The organism is Pseudoalteromonas sp. XMcav2-N (genome assembly GCF_024124545.1).
Classification (GTDB): domain Bacteria; phylum Pseudomonadota; class Gammaproteobacteria; order Enterobacterales; family Alteromonadaceae; genus Pseudoalteromonas.
In genome coordinates, this window is the sequence record NZ_JAMXSF010000013.1 from 1 (window position 1) to 23,880 (window position 23,880).

Annotated in this window: 17 protein-coding genes and 1 other RNA gene; 4 read left to right on the forward strand and 14 right to left on the reverse strand. The window is 47.0% G+C overall.

The annotated features are described in order from the left end of the window. Positions 1 to 1,734: 1,734 nt before the first annotated feature. The 3 genes from NH568_RS16180 to NH568_RS16190 form a co-directional block, all read right to left on the reverse strand. Entirely contained in the window at positions 1,735 to 2,355 is a 621-nt protein-coding gene (locus tag NH568_RS16180; protein WP_253048792.1) for a hypothetical protein, read from the reverse strand. Between the two features lie 108 nt (positions 2,356 to 2,463). Continuing rightward, on the reverse strand, positions 2,464 to 3,396 hold the full coding sequence (locus NH568_RS16185) for a DUF4365 domain-containing protein (RefSeq protein ID WP_253048794.1): 933 nt from the start codon (positions 3,394 to 3,396) through the stop codon (positions 2,464 to 2,466). Between the two features lie 772 nt (positions 3,397 to 4,168). Further along, positions 4,169 to 5,167 (reverse strand): sphingomyelin phosphodiesterase, encoded by a 999-nt coding sequence (locus NH568_RS16190; protein WP_253048796.1) that lies wholly within the window; start codon positions 5,165 to 5,167, stop codon positions 4,169 to 4,171. A gap of 533 nt (positions 5,168 to 5,700) precedes the next feature. Here NH568_RS16190 and NH568_RS16195 point away from each other — a divergent pair. Together NH568_RS16195 and NH568_RS24225 are read left to right on the forward strand one after the other, a co-directional pair. Beyond that, the gene (locus NH568_RS16195) at positions 5,701 to 6,597 is read left to right on the forward strand and encodes a hypothetical protein (RefSeq protein WP_253048798.1); all 897 of its coding nucleotides are present in this window, start codon (positions 5,701 to 5,703) and stop codon (positions 6,595 to 6,597) included. Positions 6,598 to 6,879: 282 nt separating this feature from the next. After that, positions 6,880 to 7,212, forward strand: a complete 333-nt coding sequence (locus NH568_RS24225) for an FRG domain-containing protein (protein ID WP_366041564.1) — start codon at positions 6,880 to 6,882, stop codon at positions 7,210 to 7,212. A 105-nt stretch (positions 7,213 to 7,317) separates the two neighbouring features. On the opposite strand, the gene NH568_RS16200 is transcribed toward NH568_RS24225, so the two are convergent. The 4 genes from NH568_RS16200 to NH568_RS16215 form a co-directional block, all read right to left on the reverse strand. Next, positions 7,318 to 8,142, reverse strand: coding sequence for a hypothetical protein (locus NH568_RS16200; protein WP_253048800.1), 825 nt, complete (start codon positions 8,140 to 8,142; stop codon positions 7,318 to 7,320). Position 8,143: 1 nt separating this feature from the next. Continuing rightward, on the reverse strand, positions 8,144 to 9,370 hold the full coding sequence (locus tag NH568_RS16205) for a DUF3644 domain-containing protein (RefSeq protein WP_253048802.1): 1,227 nt from the start codon (positions 9,368 to 9,370) through the stop codon (positions 8,144 to 8,146). A 391-nt stretch (positions 9,371 to 9,761) separates the two neighbouring features. Then, positions 9,762 to 9,858: signal recognition particle sRNA small type (ffs, locus tag NH568_RS16210), an RNA gene on the reverse strand. Positions 9,859 to 10,016: 158 nt separating this feature from the next. Beyond that, on the reverse strand, positions 10,017 to 10,916 hold the full coding sequence (locus NH568_RS16215; RefSeq protein ID WP_253048804.1) for a DUF3014 domain-containing protein: 900 nt from the start codon (positions 10,914 to 10,916) through the stop codon (positions 10,017 to 10,019). A 602-nt stretch (positions 10,917 to 11,518) separates the two neighbouring features. Between NH568_RS16215 and NH568_RS16220 the strand changes: the two genes are divergently transcribed. Next, entirely contained in the window at positions 11,519 to 12,664 is a 1,146-nt protein-coding gene (locus tag NH568_RS16220) for a patatin-like phospholipase family protein (RefSeq protein ID WP_253048806.1), read from the forward strand. A 5-nt stretch (positions 12,665 to 12,669) separates the two neighbouring features. Here the strand turns inward: NH568_RS16220 and NH568_RS16225 are convergent, their stop codons facing one another. Further along, positions 12,670 to 14,670: a monovalent cation:proton antiporter family protein gene (locus NH568_RS16225; protein ID WP_253049063.1), complete on the reverse strand. Its 2,001-nt coding sequence runs from the start codon at positions 14,668 to 14,670 to the stop codon at positions 12,670 to 12,672. Between the two features lie 206 nt (positions 14,671 to 14,876). Between NH568_RS16225 and NH568_RS16230 the strand changes: the two genes are divergently transcribed. Continuing rightward, on the forward strand, positions 14,877 to 15,773 hold the full coding sequence (locus NH568_RS16230) for a GGDEF domain-containing protein (RefSeq protein ID WP_138546299.1): 897 nt from the start codon (positions 14,877 to 14,879) through the stop codon (positions 15,771 to 15,773). Between the two features lie 46 nt (positions 15,774 to 15,819). Here the strand turns inward: NH568_RS16230 and NH568_RS16235 are convergent, their stop codons facing one another. From NH568_RS16235 to lpxB, 6 genes are all read right to left on the reverse strand, one after another. Beyond that, the gene (locus NH568_RS16235; protein WP_253048808.1) at positions 15,820 to 16,161 is read right to left on the reverse strand and encodes a hypothetical protein; all 342 of its coding nucleotides are present in this window, start codon (positions 16,159 to 16,161) and stop codon (positions 15,820 to 15,822) included. Next, the gene (gene tilS / locus NH568_RS16240; RefSeq protein ID WP_253048810.1) at positions 16,136 to 17,503 is read right to left on the reverse strand and encodes a tRNA lysidine(34) synthetase TilS; all 1,368 of its coding nucleotides are present in this window, start codon (positions 17,501 to 17,503) and stop codon (positions 16,136 to 16,138) included. Before tilS ends, NH568_RS16235 begins: the two co-directional genes overlap by 26 nt. A 101-nt stretch (positions 17,504 to 17,604) precedes the next feature. Then, positions 17,605 to 18,561, reverse strand: a complete 957-nt coding sequence (gene accA, locus NH568_RS16245; protein ID WP_253048812.1) for an acetyl-CoA carboxylase carboxyl transferase subunit alpha — start codon at positions 18,559 to 18,561, stop codon at positions 17,605 to 17,607. 16 nt (positions 18,562 to 18,577) lie between these two features. Then, positions 18,578 to 22,069 (reverse strand): DNA polymerase III subunit alpha, encoded by a 3,492-nt coding sequence (gene dnaE / locus NH568_RS16250; RefSeq protein ID WP_253048814.1) that lies wholly within the window; start codon positions 22,067 to 22,069, stop codon positions 18,578 to 18,580. Positions 22,070 to 22,071: 2 nt separating this feature from the next. Then, positions 22,072 to 22,665 carry a ribonuclease HII gene (rnhB, locus tag NH568_RS16255; RefSeq protein WP_253048816.1) on the reverse strand — a complete coding sequence of 198 codons (594 nt, stop codon included), beginning with the start codon at positions 22,663 to 22,665 and terminating at the stop codon, positions 22,072 to 22,074. Continuing rightward, positions 22,655 to 23,809: a lipid-A-disaccharide synthase gene (gene lpxB, locus NH568_RS16260; protein WP_253048818.1), complete on the reverse strand. Its 1,155-nt coding sequence runs from the start codon at positions 23,807 to 23,809 to the stop codon at positions 22,655 to 22,657. The genes rnhB and lpxB overlap by 11 nt, the downstream gene beginning before the upstream one ends. Between the last annotated feature and the right edge of the window lie 71 nt (positions 23,810 to 23,880).

Consider the following 23,880-nt stretch of genomic DNA (forward strand, 5'->3'; position numbering starts at 1 on the left):
AGCACACTGAAGCGATGATAAAAGTGAAAGTGCTCAATAGAATGGCCGGGCTAGGTATGCCTGAATATCAGGGAAACAGCTGAAATCGCAGCGTTTCCTAAGCTATTTGGATTTGATCAACAAGGCCCCGTTTGTGACTTAAACCGTTACAATGTGACTTATTCCCCCTTACATACTGCATTGGCAGAGTCGCCTCACCGCGATATTCATTTCCCAGGCAACACTTACACGGCTAAATTAGTAGTGACTATACAAAACACAACGGAGTGGTAATAAGGTAGATCCCGGCTCGCAAGCGTCCGGGATGACGGACTGATTCTGCGGCTCGTCTACATAAGGAATAACCACGCGGTGTATACAACTACAAGAACACCTTGCTATCAGGGTTTCAAATGTTTGCTAATAACCCCGATTTAAGAAAAAGCTGTGACGAGATATAACCAAGTAAATTTTACTTTCCGATAGGAAAACACACGGCTTACTTCACCTAATCGGTAGATACTTTATCCAGCGGCTTGTTAAAGAAACGCCTGAATTTTGAAGCGCATCAAAGTAGAACTTTTCAGTCTTACTGGAGTAACCTCGATAGGCAATTTCCAATCGAATTTGCTCAATTAAGGTATTCATCACTCACCTCGGCTCATCTTCCGAGGTTCAAGCCAATTGTTATGGTCCCGTTTCTTTATGCACTTGTCAGCTACCTAAAAGCCGTAGTTGAAAAGGCTGGGATAAAAATACCCGATAACGACTAGAAGAATGAAACTAAACGCTAAACTTCCCAGCACAGCAAATGGATGTATTTCCGATCCATCTGGGTTATCAGTTTGACCTGGCATGTACTCACCCTCTGTAATAACACCGCCGCAAAAAAGTAGTGAGATAATTATGAGCATAGAACTCAAGAATGGTATCTCAAAAAAGTACGAAACAGTCAAAACAAGTACGCTAAAAATACTCAAAGGTAATACAAATGCTTTCATAGTTTGGGTAGTCTGCGTCCGATTAATGGATAAAAATTTGACCGAAGCGAATCGCCCCAAGCTTTTACCCCAGTTTATGTACTTGTCATAGGGAACTAGTGACAATAATACACAATAAAAACAAACATTTAACCTATAATGATTTCAATACCCTTAAGTATATAGCCTATCACTGAACTTTCTTTAGGCAATTGTAAGGATGTTAAGAACTTAAAAATAAACCAGACTGCGTTATAACGCCATTGTCTGAGGAATCCCCAGATAATTTTATTTTAAATCAATATGATGGACACGCACGGTATTGTTTGATCAAATTTATTTCGCCAAAAACTAACCAGATAACAACACCATGAGTGATATCAGTATCCTACACGATATGCTCAGAAAAAACTGCCCCCAAATTCATGCCCGGTGCCTTGATTCATTAGTGCTAGCAACTGAGACTTTGCTCGATAGCAACCAGCTTTCTCTTATGAGCTGGGTCGAAATATAAAGGGCCCTATCGCAGTAAAGCACAATTTCAGGCGTTTGAATTAGCAGCTTGGCAGCATCGCCATGTATAACGACCAACTTGCTATTTACCGCTTCCATACACGTGATATGTGGTGCTAATCCCAAACCGACCTTGCAGGTCGACTATCAGGCTTAGCAAAAAAGTTAGGTTCAAACGATTATGTTATGACAGGAAGGCAACTGCGCTAGATTAAATGCATACCAGCAACGTACTTTTAAAACCACATGTTATCAGAAAATGCTAAACTAAAGGCGTCTTTTTGAGCAACTTGTTGCCAGCCATTTTCTCGACCCAAGTGCCATCCTGATCTTTTGTAAATATACGTTCACCTCTACCTGTCTTAATGACAAAATTATTATTTCCTTGCCACTGTGCGCAATTTACTAAATCCAAGACTACGATCTGAGTTTCAATTTTTTGCTTAACAATAAAAGCCGCCTTTGCATCGCCATGAGCTTGCAAGATACTGAGACTCAGTGTTTTTTCTTTGTAATTGTTCCAATATGCGTAAATAACTTCTAGCCCATCAGGGGATAATTTTTTCAATGGGTTTACTTTTCCCCATGAACCATCGGGTTGATTTACGAAAATTACTGGCCCTATATCGCTACTTCTTAATAGTAATTCTGAATTATTTAACCACTCGATAGACCAACGTTGGAAATCACTAGCCCCAGTATTAACCGTATATAAATTTTCGCCACCTGCATCCAGTATTGAAAGAACTAATATTCCTGAGTCACTCCGAACGGAGGCCTCACGATTTTCATCTGGCGAAGCAATACGTGTTTCTCCAGAACAACCAATCAATTTAGTAGATGCTAATAAGACAAAAATTAACGTTAAGATTCTAAATTTCATAACTAACGCTGCTATAAGCCGCAACCGACCAGAGTGTTTTTTGGGCTATACTGGCGCTCGCGCCAAGCCCAATAAAGGCGACGGAAGGGCGTCGGCTTGATGGTTTTGTTAGGCGCTGCACTTGGCCCATAAATCTTCTCTCTGATCTTCTCCAATTAGCTCAATAGCTTGAATAGCTACCCACTCACTCCCTTCACGCAGTCGCCCCTGAACGACGGCTTCTTCTAATCGTTCAATTACATTTTGGACATATCCAATTATATAGCAAAGGTGTTCTGCGACAGGGTCTGCATTGTCTTCCTGAACTCGCTCCATCGCACTAATAATCTTGAATAGCTGCACATCACTAACTTGTGCCAGACGAGCCAACGCAAAGACACGTCGAGGATCGTTTTCTTCCATCGGAAAATACCAGGAAAGCCTGTAACCAGCATCTGCGACAGTCCACTCATCATGGAGTAAGGACAAAAACGTTTCGAATAGCTCTTCCCACGCTAACTTTTTGTTTACGCTGACATTCTTTATCTGCTTATTACCTTCATGCTGAATCATCGTTGCGGACATTGAATCTTCAAAGCGTCTGTTGATTCGCGTAAATTCAGCGCTAGATATCAGATTTGAAAGAGTCTCGGCTCTTAACTCGTCACACTCCAATGACAGATTAACAGACCATGGGCCATTGGTTGAAAGGGCTCGACTAGCGAAATCACTTAAGTTAGTCCAAACCGCTTTTTGGGTTTCAGGATCGTAGACAACACCAACTACTGGCAATGTACAGCGTGACCAGTACTCAAAATGAGCCCTATCACTTCGAAACACATACTTACTATCACCTGAGCGCCTAAAACTTGGTCCAGCTTTAATTTGAACACCAATAAAAGCTCCAGTGGCGACGTTTTCAACTTGAGGTTCTATCAACCCGTCAATACCAACATCGAATAGCTGAATAGGACGAAAAATAACTTTACTAGCCCCACACAGAAGTTGCATGAACGAAACTCCCAACTCTCCGGTATGAGATTCAGGGCTGACTGAGGTCATTAGCTATATCTCCGAGGTTATTTGCCGCCTGACGCTTTAGTATTCATGCGTACGCTGTACGCATAATCGCTTGTTGAACTGGGCTGCTACCTGCAGGCGTATCCGGCTGGTGCGGTTTACGCTATGGGAATTTGCTTTTGAGGAGTAACTTTTGTTTTCAACCATTTGTGACTTAAACCGTTACAACGTGACTCATTCCCTGCCCGAACAACGTTAATTATGCGTATTATTAGACCCACTATTTACCTATTTGGCAAGGTGTTGTGATTTCGACATAGCATGACTTACTCCCCCTTGCATATTGTATTGGCAGAGTCGCCTCACCGCGATATTCATATATCAGGCAACCACATCGGATAGCTATCTCGTTCGCTCTATTTCTCCTTTTCGCCAACTATCTGAATGCGCCTTGCATCTCTCAAGTAGCAACATCGATATCACGTACACTCGCCTGGTTTGGCAACACTTGCACGGCCAGCTTGGTGGGCTCGCACACGCCCAGAGTGACGGAGTGGTTTGTAAAGTTCGTCTAAAACAAGTTACAGCTGCGTGATTGTAGGCAGATCCCGGCTCGCAAGCGTCCGGGATGACATACGGCTCGTCTATGATAAAGAAAAAACACGCGGTGTATAGGTAGAACGCGACTCACGAGCCGTCTGGGATGAAGGAGTTATTTATCTGGTTCGCTTACAACGAGGCACTACAGCGTAGTCTGCTTTGCTTGGCCTGCCTTACTCAACAATACGTTGAGTAAGGCAGTTTCTAACATGCATTAGAACTCGAAGTTAACTTGTACCGGGTAGTGATCAGATAGCTCGTTATAGTAACCGTTATGATAGTAGCGACCGCTGCTTAGGTTCCAGTTGCCGCGCAGATAGCTCCAGTACCAGTTTTGTTGTGCTTTTGGATAACGTACCGTCATGCTTGGCGCATTGCTGGGTTGTTTGTGGCCACTATGCCAGAAAACGTAATCCAGTGTGTCGTTGTAATCCAGGCTGTAGTCAAAGTAATAAGCGTTGGCCTTGGTGAACCAGTTGTGTTTCGCCGGGAATGACCCTACCTCTGGCGTCTGAAAGTTTAATTGCGCATGCGCTGTTGCAAGCATATCCGCGACTTCCTGCTGCTTGCTCCACTCCACGTTCATATCACCACCAATGATAACAGGCTCGCTGGCAGGAATATTTTCTGCCTCAATAAATGACTGAATTTCACTTAGCTGGCCCATACGTACGCGGTGCTCTTGTGCCGTATCGCCGTCATGTGTGGCTTGTAAGTGCGTGCCTATCAGGTGATAACGTTGATTGCCTTTTTCTATTTCTACATAGGCGAACCCTTTGTTTGCCAGATAATCCCAGCTGCCGTTCAGGCTGTTTTTAAACACGTGTGCTTTTTGCTTGAGGATTGGATACTTAGACAAGATCACCACGCCGCCACGGATCACAAACGGGCTGTTTGAACAGTTCCCTGTTAAACCATCCCAGCCACTGCCGCTACAATCCTGCCCGACGTTAGGTGTCTGGTAGGGGTAAATCGCAGACAATGCAGCCAGCGCCTGCTCTGCATCATTGTTAAAGGCCTCGCTTATCAGGATCACATCCGGGCTGTCACTCAACGATGCCAGCACACTGGGTAAACGCTCTGCCCGGTTTTGCTGGTCCCAGTCTTGTACATTGAGTTGCATAATATTGTAGGCCATGACTTTGAGTGAATCGGCCATACTGTGTGTACTCAACAACATCAGTGCACAAAGCATCAGGTGCTTAACTTTCATCTTATTCTCCGGTAGTTCGTTGTTATTTTGTCTTTATTAAGGCATTACCCAGACAGGCCCACAGCATAAGTAACCCGGATGAGTAAAAAATTTCGCTGCACACCTTAGTGACAAAAAGTGACGCTTCCATTGCACTAACCCACTATTCTGATGAAGGTTTTTTGAGATATACATTGCTGATTTAAGACTTACCAATGACACCTTCACTCGTTCACACGCTGCAATTGGCACTGTGAATATTCGGCACTTCGTCAAAAGGTATTTTTTGAAATGGAGTATTTAAAAGCAAGTGAGGTCAACAGCAAACCGACAACCCAATAAATGAGAATGAAAAAGGGAGTGAGCACACACTTACGCGTTAAGAATAATCTCTGACTGCAAACGCTTCAAAAAACCAATCACACTTAACAGCCCGCTCTTGTATCAATCAACAACCAAAGTTCAACCAGACTTTACATAAACACTTGCGTTGATCCACACAACAAAAACAATTAATATAATTATTCTCATTTGCATTTAAGGAAAATATAACCATGAAAATACTCTCTGTACTCCTGCTGTTGCTGTTCTCCCTGCCGGCCCTGGCTAAAAAGCCAATCCGGGTTGTCGATATCGGTGTAATGGGCCTTGCTTCTCATGATCTGTTTCAATGGAATGCACAAGCGCGTGAAAATGAAGAAAACGGTCGCTTTGACCTGAGTACTATTTTTGACTATGCCGATGGCACTCGCATTCATCAGGGTGGTAACCCTAAAAACTCATCGAATGCTGCGGTGTATTCAATCACCCAGAATCTGGTGAGCTTCTATGCAGGTAAAAAAGCCGCATTGTTGATGTCCAGAACGGTTACTGAAGAGCAGGCTCACATCATCGCGCGCCAGCAAACAGTTGCCTTCTTTATGGGTATGGTTAAAGAATCTTATGAGCGCTTTACCAATGCCAGATTCCCAGATTATGCGCTGGCACAAGCCGTTACCGACGACGAGCAAGCTGTGATGCGTGCACTACATGATGTCTTACCCGGCAAAATTTACGTAAACCGAAACCTGACGCGCGAAGTGTTTGAAGTCACTGACTTCAGACTGGCCATGACTCAGCTGTCACCAACTGAAATGATGAAAACAGTGAAGTTTTACGATGGTAAATATGATGAAGAATACCTGCATGTCGTCGTTCCTGGCTTCCCGGATCCAACCATCATCAACCTGCAAGCCATTGATCAGAGCTTTATTGCTGAGCAAACGAATTACAATCTCGACGACATGCTCGTCGAGCTACAATTCTATGGCCAGTTCCCCTTCTTCGGCAACCTGGTCCACTTCACCAGCTTTGGTTACCACCTGGAAAACCTGTTTGCCAAAGGCATTTGCAACAAATACGTTGATGGTAGCCCGAATACCTGGAATACTGTTGCGGTCGAGTGTTATTGATCTACTTGATTAATATGCTTTATTGATTGAGCAAAAAGGCGCACTTGTTTTTTAGAAGGCAAGTGCGTTTTTTTGAGTTTGATGCCCAGTCCGAAAAGTTAACCTTGAGTTATATATATTTTACACGCAAAATCAGGGTATTACTTTCCTTGCTAGGAAAGCGAGTCTCTAACAGCACGTTTGTAAAACTGTCTAATATGATAATTAGGTGCACCTGCCAGTTTCTTATAAGGAAGATGTAGTGATTCAAGTCTAGGGCATTATGTAGAGGTAATTTCTGAGCTGGGCGCAGATCTCTGGTTTCGGGGTGTTGGAAGTATTGATTTTCGATTAATTCCGCAAGCTCGGTGGATGCAATTAGATGCAGAAACAGAAGACACTATTGCTTACCGATTTCTCCGGGACTATGGTAAATATGTCGAATCTAACGAATCTAACGAATCAAACCCATGGAAAGTGTATGCTTTGATGCAAGATCATGGTCTTCCAACGCGACTATTAGACTGGTCTCGCTCTCCTCTTGTTGCTCTATATTTCGCGCTAACACAAGATACCACTACAACCGATAATCCGCGACAAGGTGTATGGGTTCTTGACCCTCATTTAATGAACTAATGCAAGTCATGCTAGGCACTTTGCTTCTACAGGAGTGATGAAGCAAATGACTTTACTCTTTTTATCTGCTAGTTATAAATGCTCACAAAATTTTGTTTCAATAGATTAGTTTTGAGAAAATTTAATGTTGTAATGTTCAGCTCGCTCTATCAAACCCAACGCGACTTCACTTACACCATCTCCGGCCTCCATCTTTTGAATAAACGTCTTTTTAAACTCTGGGTAGAGATTTGCAAAAGTTTCAGTGAGCGTTGTCGACAGTGCAGTTACAACTTGATGGAGTTCGTCCTCTATCTCTGTGATAACCTGTTTGTGTTCCGCTTCGAGATCCAATTCCTCTCCACCAGGTCCAGTACACTTGCCTAAACTTCCAAAAGCTTCCATAGCACTTGCCGCATAATAATATTCTGGAAGGCTCCCCAAAGCCCTTCTCTCTCCCCGATGAAAAAGTCTATCTCTTTCCTCGCGTACGTGTTTGCCCGCTTCAGCTATTGCATTTATTACTTTTATTAGTCTACAGTTAGCTAATACTTTTTCACTGCGAACTAATGCTTTTTTGGATACTTGGCGAGGAAGTAGACCAACCTCACAAACCGATTCAATCAATAGAAATGCGCAATCCCTAATAGACGTTACTCTGCTTAACAGAACATCTAGAATAGATCTAACCCAGTTATACCGTGAAATATTCCCAAGAGGAGTCTCGATCGGAAGATTAGTCAGTGATAATAGTTGGTAGATAGTTTCAAGTGACTTGAATGTATCGTTCAAGGCACTCGCCCTGTGATGGACGCCCAGTAAATAACTCACTTCGGGAGGTGCAGTTTCAAATTCAAAATCTCGAAAGTAAAGTGGTTGGTATAAATCGTACACGACGCCGATGAATAAACATCTATCGAGAGTCCCACAATCAAACTTTATATCTGACATATCAGCGTTTGTTCCTAAGTTGGCTGCGCCTAAACTCCTTAGCTGACTCCAGCCATTTGGGCTGTTTTAAGTTGTCAACAAACCACCTGATGAATTTTTCAGAATAGCGAGGCCTTCCATCAATCACCCAACGCATATCAGACTTTGTCTGACTATTAACTTTGTGTTTACTTAACACAGCTTGAAAAGCCCCACTCTTAATTGGAATAGTTGACTGCCGTTTGTTTATTTCTTCAATCGCCCCTTTAGTATGATAGGGATGAGTAGCATCAGGGTCTTTAGTCTTCGTAATAATAATAGCGCCTTCGCCTGTATCGCCAACACTAAGCGAAAGATCACTTTCGTCTTCCCGTTTAACAAGAGCAAGCCTGTAATCAATAGGTATTGAGAACTCTGTAGAATCAACTTTTCTCGATGTTTCGTCAAAACGTTGAATGAACTTTGCAACAGATCGAGCAGCATGTTTACCGTATAACTTTTGTATTAATGCTATCTCTGGAACTGGGCCATCTACTACCAAGCTCAGCATACCCACACTTTGTCCAGCAAGAGGTGCATTGCCCATTTCGTTCCTATAACGTGTTTGAAAGTTCAAGACAGTGGCTTGAAAAAGTCGGGATAATTGTGGCTGTAACTCTGGTATCAGCAAGTGGATGGCATGGTCACGTAAATCAATAATCGACTCCAAATTGATTCGGACGGGATCTTTCTCTTGCAGCCTTCGTTTAACCGCATCTGAAATGGATATACTTTTTTCTCCATCGTAAAAGATTTTTTCATATCCTTCTGCTTTGAGGATCTCTGCTTTAAGCAGCAACTCCCAAGCATTGACCATCATGATTGCAAATGCCTCAACTCGATTTTTCATACTTGGTCGGTTATATACTTCCAGCGCCAAAGTGAATGCATCGAGGCTCCGACTAACCAATTTGTCGTGAAACTGCTCTTCTGGTGATTTCTGCTTAACTTTTGCTGACTGGCTCATTACCGAAAGGAATGCGTCATTTGACAATGCACTTATCCCTTCAATACGGTATTTGGTGCGTGAACCAGCATGAAAAATGAACTTATCAAGCAACTTCTCATTAATGTACTTGTTGATGGAGTTTTTACTATAAGTAGTGCGTTGAGCTACCATCTCAGCGGTAAAGGTAGTACCGTTATCTTCAAACTCTCTTAAAACTTCAGCCAACGCGATCTGGTTATTATTCCTTGCCAATTTACTCACATCCTTCTATGAATTTGATAGAAGCAAGTTGTTGCATGCCCCTAGAATAATAGACACTTTTAAGCATTACTAAAACTAAGTCAACAGGCAAGTATGCACCAAAGCTAGTTCAGCCATGTACAACAAGAAATGATGTAGGAATATGAGATAGGCATTGGACTAGTCGGCCATTTGACCTGTCAGCCAAATACCAACCATAAAATCGACAGCTCTGCTTTTTCACGGATATGGCTCCTGCTTTACGCAACATGAGCTTTCTGAATATTCAAATATTACACAGAACATATATGGCAAAGTAACAGCGTAGCTGGAAAGTTTTTTTTTAGCTTTAGAAGATTTTTGATTTTGAAGTGAAATCTGACACCGCAAACTTTTGGAGTTTGGGTGGCAGTCTTACCAGCCACATCCCGGCACACGAGTCATTCGCTGTGGCTGCTTCCTTCCGGACCTGACCAGGTTCACGAACTATCGTTGCGAGAGGACCAATAAGACTACCATTGAGGGCCTTGTTTGGCGCGGGAGGGATTATCGCGAGTTTCGCGTCATGTTGCAAGGGGAAATGTTAAAAAGCCCGGCTAACTGCATAGTGAGTATACAATTAGACGAGCTTTGTTGGTTTGGTTGGGTTTTTTACTTTGTTTTCGGGTTACTTGGCCAGCTCGGCTTTTAGGTCTTGCAGGCGCTTTTTCATTTTTTTCATGTTTTCCGGACCCATACGCAGGAAGAGTTTTTGTGCATCAGACAGTTGCTCCCATTCTGCATAGGCATATTTGTAGGTGACTGACTCTTGTAGTAAAGGCAGGCTGGTTTCCGGGATTGGAGTTTCCAGCAGCTCGCCTATGGCTTCTTGCAAAGTCAGGTCGAACTCGCCCCCGTCGTAGCCAATTTCTTCATAGGCTTCCCCTATCAAGGGTCTGAATTTGTTGTACGTACGCACCAGTTGCGCAGTACTCATGGCATTCAGCATGTTCACATAAGGCGTGTAGCGCTCGAAGCTGTTTGGATCTGTGATGATGATATCATCTTCAATAACCATAAAGCTGTCTTTGGGCTTGCTGACCGGGAAGTGCTTTTTAGCCACTTTACCCTGTGCCAGGTTGTCCACAAACACCACGCTACGACGGATCATGTCCTCGGTCACCACTAAATCCATCGCGGTATCGCTTAGATAATTCGAAATTTGCTCGCTCAGAGCCACGTCGCTGTCGTCCAGTGAGGGCAGCGGCGTTGCAATCGGTTGCTCTGGTTCGCGCTGTGGCAGCGGCTCTGGCTCAGGAATAGGCTCAGGCTCCACAATCGGTGCAGGCTCAACAGCTTCTTCAACCTGAGGCTGCGGCTCCGGGCGCGCGGTATTAACGACTTCCATTGGTGTTTTCTCCGGCACCACAACATCCTGTTTAAACTTTGTGTTTTCCTGTTGATTGTCCCGGTTTGAAAGCACAAAAATGGCCACTATCACGAGGACCACGACCACGCTTACGGCAAGCAGTAAGTGGCTATTAGAAGGCTTGCTGTTCCTTGATTCTGCTGAGTTGTGCTCTGACATGGAAACTCCATTAAATTTGCTAAACGAATTTGTTGCACTTAGGGTGATTAAAGTACCAGATATAGCGGCCTGCCACTCACCAGACAACAAAAATAATCTATAATATACAAAAGATTATAGCTTATTGATGGCCGTTTTGACGACCTTTGCGCCTGCAACCTGTGGCTTTTTTGGTATCTTTAAACGCGTCTACTCACCTATGCTTCCTGTATTGGTGAGTATTCAATACTAATCCAGGTGAGCAGGTCGCCATGAGGAGGATAAACTCAGCCGCTCACGGTATCAGGGCGCTCACATGCATTGCGATCAGGCCGTGCCATTTTTGCCTTAATATCGCTGAGCCCGGCTTGCCTTCAGGCTAGCTACTCAATTGAGTGGATCAGTATAGTAAAAGATATCGCATCCCTGATAAGGTGCAATACCAATTACAGGTTAGTGAGCATATGGGCTCAATATGAATCGTCAATGAATTTGCTTCGGTTAAGCGATGTATTACTGTTTTACTAAGTTAAACATACCGTTATAGTAGTAGTGTCTGACCTTTTATGGCTGATATGGCAATCTCAAATCAGCCAAATAAATTTGAGTGGTTAAGGAAGCATATGAGTCAACATCACACCTCGCGTTCACGACCTCAAACGGCCCTGCTATTAACCGGTGGCGGCGCTCGTGCGGCCTATCAGATTGGTGTACTTAAGGCACTGGCACACAGCCTGCCCAGAACCGCACCGCTGCCATTTCGTATTATTAATGGTACATCGGCGGGCGCTATCAACTCAGCGGGCCTTGCCTGCTATGCCTCGAATATGCATCTGGCCATTCGAAAAGTGGAGTCTATCTGGAAAAACTTCCATACCGATATGGTTTATGAAAGCGGTTTTATCGGGGCATTTGGCCATATTCTGGGTAATATGATGCGAAGTTTTCAGGCGGAATACATTAACCAGCCACCAGCGAGCTTGCTCGACAACACCCCTCTTCGCCATTTATTGCGCGATGTGCTCGATCTCTCTCGGATCGACCGCCATATTCAGCGTGGTTATCTGGATGCCTTGTCAGTTACTGTATCCAGTTACTCGACTGGTCGCTCTGTGTCATTTTATCAGGCAAGAGATGCACAGCCCTGGCAGCGCGCTAAACGTATTGGCGTACCCGATCACATCACGCTTGATCATCTGATGGCGTCCAGTGCCATTCCCATGGTGTTTCCCAGCGTACGGGTCAGACATCATTATTATGGCGATGGCTCAATCCACCAACTGTCACCGCTCAGCCCTTCGATTCATCTGGGGGCAGAAAAAATTTTTATTATTGGTGTGGAGCAGCCAAAAATACCCACGCCAATTGGTTACGAACCGCATTTTCCGGGCATGTCTGTGGTGGCAGGTCATTTACTTGATAGTGTATTCAGCGACACGCTGCAGTCTGATCTTGAGCGGCTGGAGCGGGTTAATCGCACGGTGGGCCTGTTGCCTGCCAGAGACAAACACAAAGAGCTCAAACATATTAATACTCTGGTGGTTAACCCTACTCACAACTTTAATGAACTGGCGCTGCACTACTACGATGCATTGCCAATGGCCATCAAGCTGTTACTGCGTTCTATCGGGGTAAAACGGCACTCTCCGTCGAGTTTAACCAGTTACCTGCTATTCGAAAAAGCCTACACCCGACAGTTGATTGAGTATGGCTATCAGGATGGCTTAGACAGGTTAGACGAGATACGCGCTTTTCTGGAGCTGGATTAACGGGCCTAAGGCAGGCCGTCTAACAGGAATTGTTCCGCCCGCTCTACCCGGCGCGGTTTGCCCTTTAGCAGCAATACATCACTGGCGCACAAGGTGGTTTCCTCATCGGGGATGGAAATTTCCTCTCCGTTGCGCCGCAGTGCTTTTACCACCACTTTATGACGCGCCAGGTCCAGCTCTGCGATTGACTTATCTACAGCGTAGGCGTCGTCTGGCAATGCGATTGCATGCAGGTATTCCAGCCTGTCTGAGCTGTAACTTGCGCCTTCCGGGCCTGCGTATTCTTTCATTTCCTGGCTGTCGCCGGTAAAAAAGCCGTGCAAATATTCGTAGCGATTTTGTCGCTCTATACTCACTCGTTTAAGGATCCGCCGCATCGGCACGCCCGACATATACAATACATGCGACACCATCATCAGACTGGCCTCCAGCGATTCGGGCACCACTTCTGTCGCCCCCAGCTCTTTTAGGGCTTCAAGGTGGGTGTCATCTTTCATTCTGACGAGAATTTTTACCTCTGGCGCAAAACGTTTCACTGCATCAATGACCGCCTGAGCTTTATCAAAGTCATTCAGTGAGATGATCACCAGGCGGGCTTCGCTGACATTGGCAGACTTGAGCACCTCTTGTTGGGTTGGATCGCCAAACACCACAGGTTCACCGGCGGTCAGGGCCTCCTGCACAATCGCCGGGTTGCGCTCCACCGCAATGTACGGAATGGCCTCCGGACGTAAAAACCGGGCAATAGTCTGACCAACACGAGCATACCCAAAAATCACCACATGGTTTTTCACTTTGCTCGACGTTATAAACCCCTGTTCGTGTGGATCAAGCCGGCCTTCGCTGTCAATGCGAAGCAGCTTCACTAGACGGTCTGTTTCACTGATCAAATATGGCGTAAGTGCCATAGACAGCACGCCCAGAGCTATCAGAAACGACGCGACCTCAGCGCTGAGTAGCTGATGTTTTCCGGCCAGAGCAACCAGCACAAAGCCAAACTCCCCCATTTGCCAGAGCAAGATACCCGCTGCAAACGCATCTTTGCGGCGCTCTCCCATTAACTGCGCCAGCAGGAAAATAATGCTTAGCTTCAGCAATATGAGTAACGCAAGCACCAGAATAATGTAAACAAAAGACTGAATTACATAAGAAACATCTAACTGCGTGCCCACAGTGACGAAGAACAACCCCATCAGAATATCGCGAAACGGCCGAATTTCAGCTTCCAGCTGGTGCCTGTACTGACTCTCACCGAGCATCATACCGGCCAAAAACGCGCCCAGAGCCATAGACAGACCAAACGCATAGGTCAGCGCCCCGGCACACAGTGCTACCACCAAAGTCGTCAGTACGAATAATTCATCGGTGCGTGCCATCGCTACTTCATTGAATACTTTAGGCAGCACCCACTTTCCAATGGCCCAGAGCAACATGCAGACAAACGCCCCTTTAGCGAGCGCGAGGATTAAAGCCCCAACCAGCACCTGGTTGTCAGACTGGCTTAATAAAGGAATGGTGATAAGCAAAGGAACAACGGCAATATCCTGAAAAAGTAATACGCCTACGGCCAGCTGGCCACGACGTATGTTTAATATGCCCCGCTCTTTAAGCTCCTTGACCACAACCGCAGTAGACGACAAGGCTATCAGACTGGCAATGATCAGTGCCTCTATCCAGTTAAAGCCGAGATATTTTAAGATCACCGCCAGTACCACAGTGGTGACCAGAACCTGTAAGCTTCCCAGACCAAATACCACACTGCGCATTGCCATCAGTTTAGGAATTGAAAATTCCAGACCCAAACTAAAAAGTAAGAAGACGATCCCCAGTTCGGCGATCAGTTGGATCTCATGGCTGTTGTCTATCCAGCCAAACCCATAACTGCCTGCCAGTAAGCCGGTCAGCAGATACGCCAGGATCGGCGGCAGCCCAACACGCTTGAACGACCACACCAGCGCAACGGCACAGAGTAATAACGCTATCAACCCGGCAAACTGACCCTCCAGGGCGGCAACTAATGTACTGGTGACATCCTCACCTAAAAACCCGGCAAAATTTTGCTGCAAACCGCCTCCCAAGCGTCAATAAAATAGTGTTGAGCATTTTTTATTCACTACTAAATATAGCAAGCAGCTGTTTTTCAGCCAGTTTAAATTTTTGGCATGAAACTCGCTTAGAACAGACTGAATGTTGTACTTTAGGGGAATATTAGATGGAAAATGTCCATATTTTGACTCAACGGGCGCCGACGCGCGGGGATTTTTTGCCGTTTAACGCGCAAATGCAAATGTCGCATGTCCCCGAAAACCCGATGAGCCTGACTGAAAAATTGCAAACAACTCTGGATGTAAATGGACTACTCGACATCTTTGCTGGTTACATTAAGCGTATAATAAACTTGGCCGGACTCCAGTTTCATTCTAGTGAAGGCGTGTTTCAAATGCAGCAGAGCAACAACCAGCTCAGTCCTTATACCTTTGATCTGGAATTGAATAACCAGCATCTGGGTCAGATTGTGTATTTCAGTAAATATCGCCTGAGTGAGGCACTGCAGGCCAGGTTGGTCCAGCTGCACACTTGCTTGCTGTATCCACTGAGAAATGCACTGATGTATCAGCGTGTGTTAAAGCTGGCAACCAAGGACTCACTGACCGGATTATCAAACCGTAGCCAGTTCAATGAGTTTTTGGCAAAGAAACTTGAACGCAGTCGTCGTCACCACTGCAATTTTAGCCTGATGCTGCTGGATTTGGATAATTTTAAGCAAGTGAACGACCTCTATGGCCATAAAATGGGTGACAACGTGTTGATTGAGTTTGCCCGTATTCTGGAATCATCTGTGCGGGCCACAGACACTGTGTTCCGTTTTGGCGGCGATGAGTTTGCGATCCTGATTGACGATCCAGCCTTTACTACCAACAAAGTAATTGCAGAACGTATTATGGCATCGGTCAGGTGCTGCACTGTCATGAAGAATCATGATGTTACAACCAGTATTGGTTTTACGCTGGCCACCAGCCAGGATTGTCCGAATGAGATTTTCTCGCGGGCAGATAAGGGGCTGTATCGCGCCAAGGACGCAGGCCGAGACTGCGCACGTACAATTTAACCCGCAACAGCTCAACCATATTGCGTCCCCTAACGCAATATGGTCCTTACTTGCGCAACACTGTCAGTTTGTAAAGCAACAGCAGCAGGGCAAAGCCACCAAAGAAGCTGTTGATCACCCAGGCCAGTGACAAAAAGTCTGGCAGATCACTGAATATGATGGCCAGCATGGGCGCACCCAGGCCAAAGATAAAAAAGCTGCCACCTTTACCGTGCCAGTAAGCCAGCAACAGTACTGCACTGAGTCCACCCACACTTAAGCTAAGCGCGACATTGGCAATGTTCAGTCCACCATTTACCGCCAGGATTATAAACAATGCACCGCAGCCAAGTACTGCCCAGATAGCTTTGTTCGCCAGCGATTCACCGATCTTTTGTGTTTCTTGCATCTTCTAATTTCCAGTTGAGTCCCTGAGACGACGCATACGCCTCATTAACGAAAAAGCCCACCACCTGCACCAGCTCGTCGTTGTAGTAAATCAGGGGCACACGGCTGCGCTCCCAGGTTGGGACACCATAATCTTTTAGCCAGTGTTTCAGGGTATTACGGCCACTTCGTCCGAGTGGTTTAACTTTCTCGCTCAGACAATTAAATCGTACTGACACTTGCTCATCTGGCGCAGGTACACGCACGCCTTTACCCTGCTGCACCTGTAAAGTATGGGCATCATCCAGCACCACCGGCGTCTGACCTATGTCATGGCTTGCACGCCAGGCTGGTTGTTCTATCACCCAATAAAGTGCGCCTCTGAAACGTCGAACCTGCCCCTGAGGCAAAGTAACAGCCATTTGTGCGTCTGCTCTGGCGTTAAGTGCCTGTCCGAGGATTTGTTCAAGCTGCTTATGCGAAGGCATCTGAACGCCCTGCTCCGCCAGCCAGGCTCGCACCAGATTTTGCTGGCGCAACAGCGTAAATCCGCCAAGGCGCTCGATACATAAGCTGTTATCGTTCGAACAGTAGGCCAGGTCCGTCTGGGTGATTTCATCCAGCAGCGCCTGTTGCCCCTGTAACAATTCAACGGAACGCATAACGCTTGGCACAAACCCTGAAAAGCGGGATTTTAACAAGGGCAATACCTGATTACGCAAGAAATTGCGGTCAAAGCGGTCGCTGAGGTTAGATTCATCTTCGATATGTGAGATCTCAAACATGTGCGCAAACGCTTCTATGTCAGCGCGCTGGGAGGTTAACAGAGGTCTCAGACACACCCGGCCGGATGGCAACACAGTGCGTGCATGCATCGCCCCCAGCCCTTTCAGACCTGAACCTCGTTTCAGGCGCAGCAGGAAAGTCTCAACCTGATCATCCGCATGCTGCCCGAGTACTAATGCATGATGTGGATATGCCTGTGCATCCAGTGCCTGATAGCGTGCCGTGCGGGCTTGCGCTTCGAGGCTTTGTCGGCTTTGTGCCACCACTTTGACCGAGGCCGGAGTAAAATCGACCGCCAGCGCATCGCATTGCGCCTGGCAAAATGCCCGCCACTGCGCTGAGTTAGGCGATAAACCATGGTCGACATAAATTGCCTGTAACGCCAGATGGGTATGAGCTTGTACGTAGTGACGGCATAGGTGCAGCAACACCACAGAATCGACCCCACCGGAGAGCGCAACGGTAAGACCACGCATTACCGCAGGCGCTATCTCACCTGTTGCCGAGTACACTCTCTCATCAGCCAGTAATTTGTCCAGGCTGGCTGCAAAACGTTTATAGAACGGGGTCTGAGTCATATATATGGCAATTGTCTGTACCTGAGGTGTATTATCCCGATTTCACGCGCACAAAAAAAGCCGCGATGCGGCTTTTTTCAATCTTGTGCTGTCATTGTGGCTTAGCAATAGCCAAATGACATCAGGCGCTGGTAGCGTTGCTCAAGCATTTCTTCTGTGCTGAGTGCTTCAAGTTCGCCCAGGTCACGCTTCAGCTGTGCCTTCAGGTTCTTCGCCATCGTATCATAGTTACGATGTGCACCACCCATAGGCTCATCAATGATGGTATTAATGAGATCCAGCTCTTTAACGCGTGTCGCTGATACACCCATGGCTTCTGCGGCCAGAGGTGCCTTCTCAGCACTCTTCCACAGGATAGAGGCACAGCCTTCTGGTGAAATCACTGAGTAGGTGCTGTACTGAAGCATGTTAACACGGTCGCCCACACCAATCGCCAGTGCACCACCAGAACCACCTTCACCAATGACAGTACAAATGGTAGGCACTTTCAGAGCAGCCATAACTTTCAGGTTACGTGCAATTGCTTCACTCTGACCACGCTCTTCAGCGCCAACGCCCGGATACGCACCCGGTGTGTCGATGAAGGTGATGATTGGCATCTTGAAGCGCTCGGCCATTTCCATCAGGCGTAAGGCTTTACGATAGCCTTCAGGCTTTGGCATACCAAAGTTACGTTTGATTTTTTCTGCCGTGTCACGGCCTTTTTGCTGACCGATAACCATAACTGGCTTGTCGTCTAATCGTGCAACACCGCCCAAAATAGCCGGGTCGTTTGCAAATGTACGGTCACCCGCAAATTCGTCAAATTCAGTGAAAATACGCTCGATATAATCGCGTGTATAAGGGCGAAGCGGATGACGCGCAATCTGAGATACCTGCCAGGCACCCAAATTGTCGAAGATCTTTTTCGTCTGTTCTACGCTTTTTTCCTTGAGGCGGCTGATCTCTTCTTCAAGGCTGAGATCAAGACTGCCAGAGCGGCTTACGTTTTGTAATTCATTGATTTTTGCTTCTAATTCTGCGATTGGAAGCTCAAATTCAAGATAATTGAGGCTCATGCTCTAAACTACCTGTTTAATTAAATTCTAGTTCTATTTCCTGCGCCGCCATCTTGGATAACCGTCTGAGGAGATCATCACTGGGCGTCACACACCATTGCATACCTAATGTCACTTCCGCTATCGCGTCCGGGCGCTGATATTGGATTTTTACCGGACACGTACCGAATTTATACGGTTCCAGTACTTTTTTCAGATTATCGATGAAATTCGCGTCAATTTGCACCATATTCAATGTCATTTTTATCGCACTGATCCGCTTTTCGCGGGCCTGAGCTATGGTGCAGACTTCTCTGGCGGTCATTGTAATGCCGCCGGAGAAGTTATCAAAGCTGACCTGTCCGGATATTACCAAGATTTGGTTCATTTGCAGCATATCTTGGTACATTTCAAACTGTTCAGGGAATAAGCGTACATCAATTCGTGCGCTCTTGTCATCTAAAGTTATCAGACCCCAGCGTTTGCCCTTTTTGTTGATCAGCACCCTTGCATTGATAACCAAACCAGCAGCCGTCGATTGCACATCGCGATTCGTCGGCTGTAATTCTACTAGACGACCCGAGGTGTAATTTTTTAACTCTTTTCTGTACTGATTTATGGGGTGACCGGTCAGATACAAGCCTAACGTGTCTTTTTCGCCCTGCAACCATTCATCGTCCGATAGAGGAAGGGCTTTAACAAATGCCTGCTCTACTTCATCCGGCTCAACCGCCAGCAGGCCAAACAAATCGCTCTGACCCAAAGACTCAGCTTTGTGATGCTGCTCGGCAGACTTCATGGCATCTTTGAGGCTCGCAAGCAATGTAGCACGGCCTGGTTGTGTTTTCTCCGGACCCAACTGGTCCAGTGCGCCTGCGTAAATCAGTTTTTCAATCACCCTGCGGTTGAGGCGTTTAAGGTCAACCCGGGCACAAAAATCGAATAAGTCTTTAAACGGGCCGCCCTGTTCACGGGCTTCGAGAATGGCTTCAACCGGACCTTCACCCACACCTTTGATGGCACCGATTCCATAGACGATCTCGCCTTGGCGGTTTACCGCAAACTTATACACACCTGCATTGACATCTGGTGGCAGCAGCGTCAACTTCATGTTTTCGCATTCATCCACCAGGGTGACGATTTTATCAGTGTTATCCATATCCGCCGACATTACTGCTGCCATAAACTCGGCCGGATAATGGGTTTTCATCCACAGCGTCTGATACGATACCAGTGCATAAGCAGCGGAGTGAGATTTGTTAAAGCCGTAACCTGCGAACTTCTCTACAAGATCGAAGATCTTCATTGCCAGTTCGCCATCAACGCCGTTGTCTTTCGCACCGTCTTCGAATGTGGTTCGCTGCTTGGCCATTTCCTCGGGCTTTTTCTTACCCATAGCTCGACGCAGCAAGTCCGCGCCACCCAGGCTGTATCCCGCCAGAACCTGGGCTATCTGCATTACCTGCTCCTGATACAGGATGATCCCGTAAGTCGGCTCCAGGATCGGTTGCAGACTTTCGTGCTGGTATTGCGCATCAGGGTAAGAGATGTCTTCGCGACCATGCTTACGGTCGATAAAGTTATCTACCATGCCCGATTGCAGCGGACCCGGACGGAACAGGGCTACCAAGGCTATCATATCTTCGAAGCAGTCAGGCTTAAGACGACGGATCAAGTCTTTCATCCCGCGCGATTCCAGCTGGAATACCGCGGTGGTTTCGGCTCTGAGCAGCACTTCGAAACTGGCCGGGTCATCCAACGGAATCGCCGCTATATCCACCGGATCAATACCATCTCGCGCCAGCCGCTCGTTGGTCATGTCCAACGCCCACTGCAGGATGGTTAAAGTACGCAGACCGAGGAAGTCGAATTTAACCAGACCTGCGGTTTCTACGTCGTTTTTATCAAACTGGGTAACCGGGAACTTACCTTCTTCGTCACAATAAAGGGCAGCAAAGTCGGTGATGCTGGTGGGCGAGATAACTACGCCCCCGGCGTGCTTACCAGCGTTACGTGTACACCCTTCAAGGATCCGGCACTTGTCGATCAGCTCACGCACTTCATCATCGCCGTCGTACACTTCTGGCAAACGCGGCTCCACCTCAAACGCTTTGGCCAGTGTCATACCCGGGTCGCCAGGGACGAGCTTAGAAATACGATCTACAAAGCCATAAGGATGGCCAAGCACCCGGCCAACATCTCGAATTACCGCTTTGGCCGCCATGGTACCAAAGGTGATGATCTGAGACACCGCCTGACGGCCGTATAACTTAGATACGTGGTCGATTACTTCATCCCGGCGGTCCATACAGAAGTCGACGTCGAAATCGGGCATCGAGACACGTTCAGGGTTAAGGAAACGTTCGAATAGCAGGTCGAATTCCAGAGGATCCAGATCGGTAATTTTTAGTGCATAGGCCACCAGGGAGCCTGCACCGGAACCCCGCCCCGGCCCCACCGGAATATCATTATCCTTACTCCACTGGATGAACTCCATTACGATCAGGAAGTAACCGGGGAACCCCATCTGGTTGATTACGTCGAGCTCAATTTGCAGGCGCTCATCATAAGGGCCACGTTTCTCTGCCCGCTCGGTATCGTCCGGGAATAAGAACTGCAAACGCTCTTCCAGACCGTCTCGGGATACCTTTACCAGGAAGTCTTCGATTTTCAAGTCGCCGGTCGGATAATCTGGCAGGAAATAAGTGCCCAGCTGAACGGTAACGTTACAGCGTTTGGCTATCTCGACCGTGTTTTGCAACGCTTCCGGAATATCACTGAATAATTCCTGCATTTGCTCGGGGGTTTTCAGATACTGCTCTTTGGAGAAGCGTCTGGGCCGGTTTTTGTCTTCCAGCGTATAGCCATCATGGATCGCTACGCGAATTTCGTGCGGCTCAAAGTCATGCTCGTGCAGGAATACCACTTCGTTGGTTGCAACAACGGGCAAGCCTCGCTCAGCTGCAAGCGCAACCGCTGCATGAAGGTATTCTTCTTCCTGCTCGCGACCGGTGCGATGTAGCTCCAGAAAATAATGATCGCTAAAATGGGTCTCGTAGAATTCTACAGTCTCGGCGACCAATTGCGGGTTGCCCTTGAGTAGTGCTTTACCGACATCACCATCTTTGGCACCAGAGAGTAAGATCAGGCCTTCTTTGTACTTGGCAAGCCATGCTTTGTCGATAACAGGCCGGTGGAATACGTGACCCCGTAAATAGGCCTCGGAGATCAGCAGCGTCAGATTTTTGTAGCCTTCGTTGTTTTTTGCCAGTACCACGATGCGGCTGGGCTCATCCGGAAACTGATCGCTCTTCAACCAGAAATCGGCACCAACCAGCGGTTTAATACCCGCGCCATGCGCTGCGCCATAGAACCGCACCAGACCACACAGGTTCATCTGATCCGTTATCGCAAATGCGGGCATGGCCAGCTCAGCGGCACGTGCCACAATAGGCTTAGTCTTCGCCAGCCCGTCGACCATCGAGAAATCACTGTGTACTCTTAAATGAACAAACTCAGGGACTGCCATAACTACTGCTTCTCCGCCAGAATACGCTGCACGGGTTTAAAACTGGTTCTGTGGTGCGGTGTGACACCATGCTCACTCAGCGCAGCAAAGTGCGCTTTCGTTGGATAGCCTTTGTGCGCCGCAAAGCCATATTGTGGATACTGCTTATCCAGCTCCAGCATTTCCTGATCCCGCGTGACTTTTGCAAGTATAGATGCTGCACTGATCTCAGCCACCAGGCTGTCTCCTTTAACAACAGCCTGCGCAGGCACACTCAGCTCAGGCAAACGGTTGCCATCAACAAACACAAACTGCGCTTTCACCGCTAAGCCTTCCACGGCACGCGTCATGGCTAACATAGTGGCATGCAGGATATTAAGCTCGTCAATCTCACTGACCGTGGCACGTGCCACATGATAGCAAAGTGCTTTTTGCTTAATCTCTTGCGCCAGTAACAGGCGCTTTTTCTCGGTGAGTTTTTTCGAATCCGTCAGACCTTCGATTGGGTTGGCCGGATCCAGGATCACGGCTGCTGTCACCACGTCACCAACCAGAGGGCCACGACCCACTTCGTCTACGCCTGCAATAAACTGCACATCAGGACGTTCAATTTGCATCAATTAACTCCACTACGGCCTGTGCCGCCTGTTTACTGGCGTCACGGCGAATATTCTGGTGAATATCATAAAATCTTTGGATCAGCGCTGAGTTATCCCCTTTCAGCAAAGGTAGCAATGCATCCGTGAGTGCATCAGGGTTACAATCCTGTTGTAAAAACTCTTCTACCAGGGCTTCGTCTGCTAACAGGTTTGGCAATGAAAAATGCTTAATGTTGAAGGTAAAAAAGGTATTAAAAATCCAATAGCTTAAGGGCTTAAGCTTGTATCCTACCACCATAGGCTTTTTATAGAGCATGGCTTCGAGCGTGGCGGTCCCGGACGCCAACAAAACGGCAGTGGCCGCGGTCATAGCCAGCGAGGACTGGCCATCCAGCAAAATCGTTCTCAGCTCGGGGGCTACCTGGGCCTGAATAGCCTGAAACTGAGCTTTGCGCTTTTCATTTACCAAAGGGACAAGAATTTTTAAGTTTGGAATTTTGTCAGCCAGCGCTTTGGCGGTCAGCAGATAAGTTTCACTGAGCTGGCTCACTTCTGAGCCGCGGCTGCCCGGCAACAGAGCCAGCACAGTATCAGAGTCTTTGAGACCCAATTGCGCACGTGCAGCTGCCACATCCACATCCAGAGGAATTTCATCTGCCAGTGTATGGCCGACGAAGGTACAGGGCACGTCGTGCTTGTCATAAAACGCCTTTTCAAATGGCAACAGAGACAACACCAGGTTGGTCGCTTCTGCGATTTTAAAAATACGCTTTTGTCGCCAGGCCCAGACTGATGGGCTCACATATTGCACGGTTTTAATTCCGGCCGCTTTTAAAGGCTTTTCGACACGCAGGTTAAAATCGGGCGCATCAATACCAATGTAAATATCTGGCTTACGTGCAATAAAATGTTCTACCAGTTGTTTGCGTATTTTCAGCAAGCGTGGCAAACGTCCCAGTACTTCTACCAGGCCCATCACGGCCAGCTCTTCCATATCGAATAAGGTTTCACACCCCGCGTCCAGCATTTTTGGACCAGCAATACCGATAAATCGTGCATTTGGGTAATGTTCGCGCAGGGCATGGATTAGCCCGGCACCTAGAATGTCACCAGAGAGTTCGCCGGCAACAATCCCTATCGTAATTTCTTTTTCGTTGGCCATGTGATTCTTTTAGAATAAAAAAACGCCATACAGGCTGTATGGCGTTAGTATATCAGATACAGATATGCGAT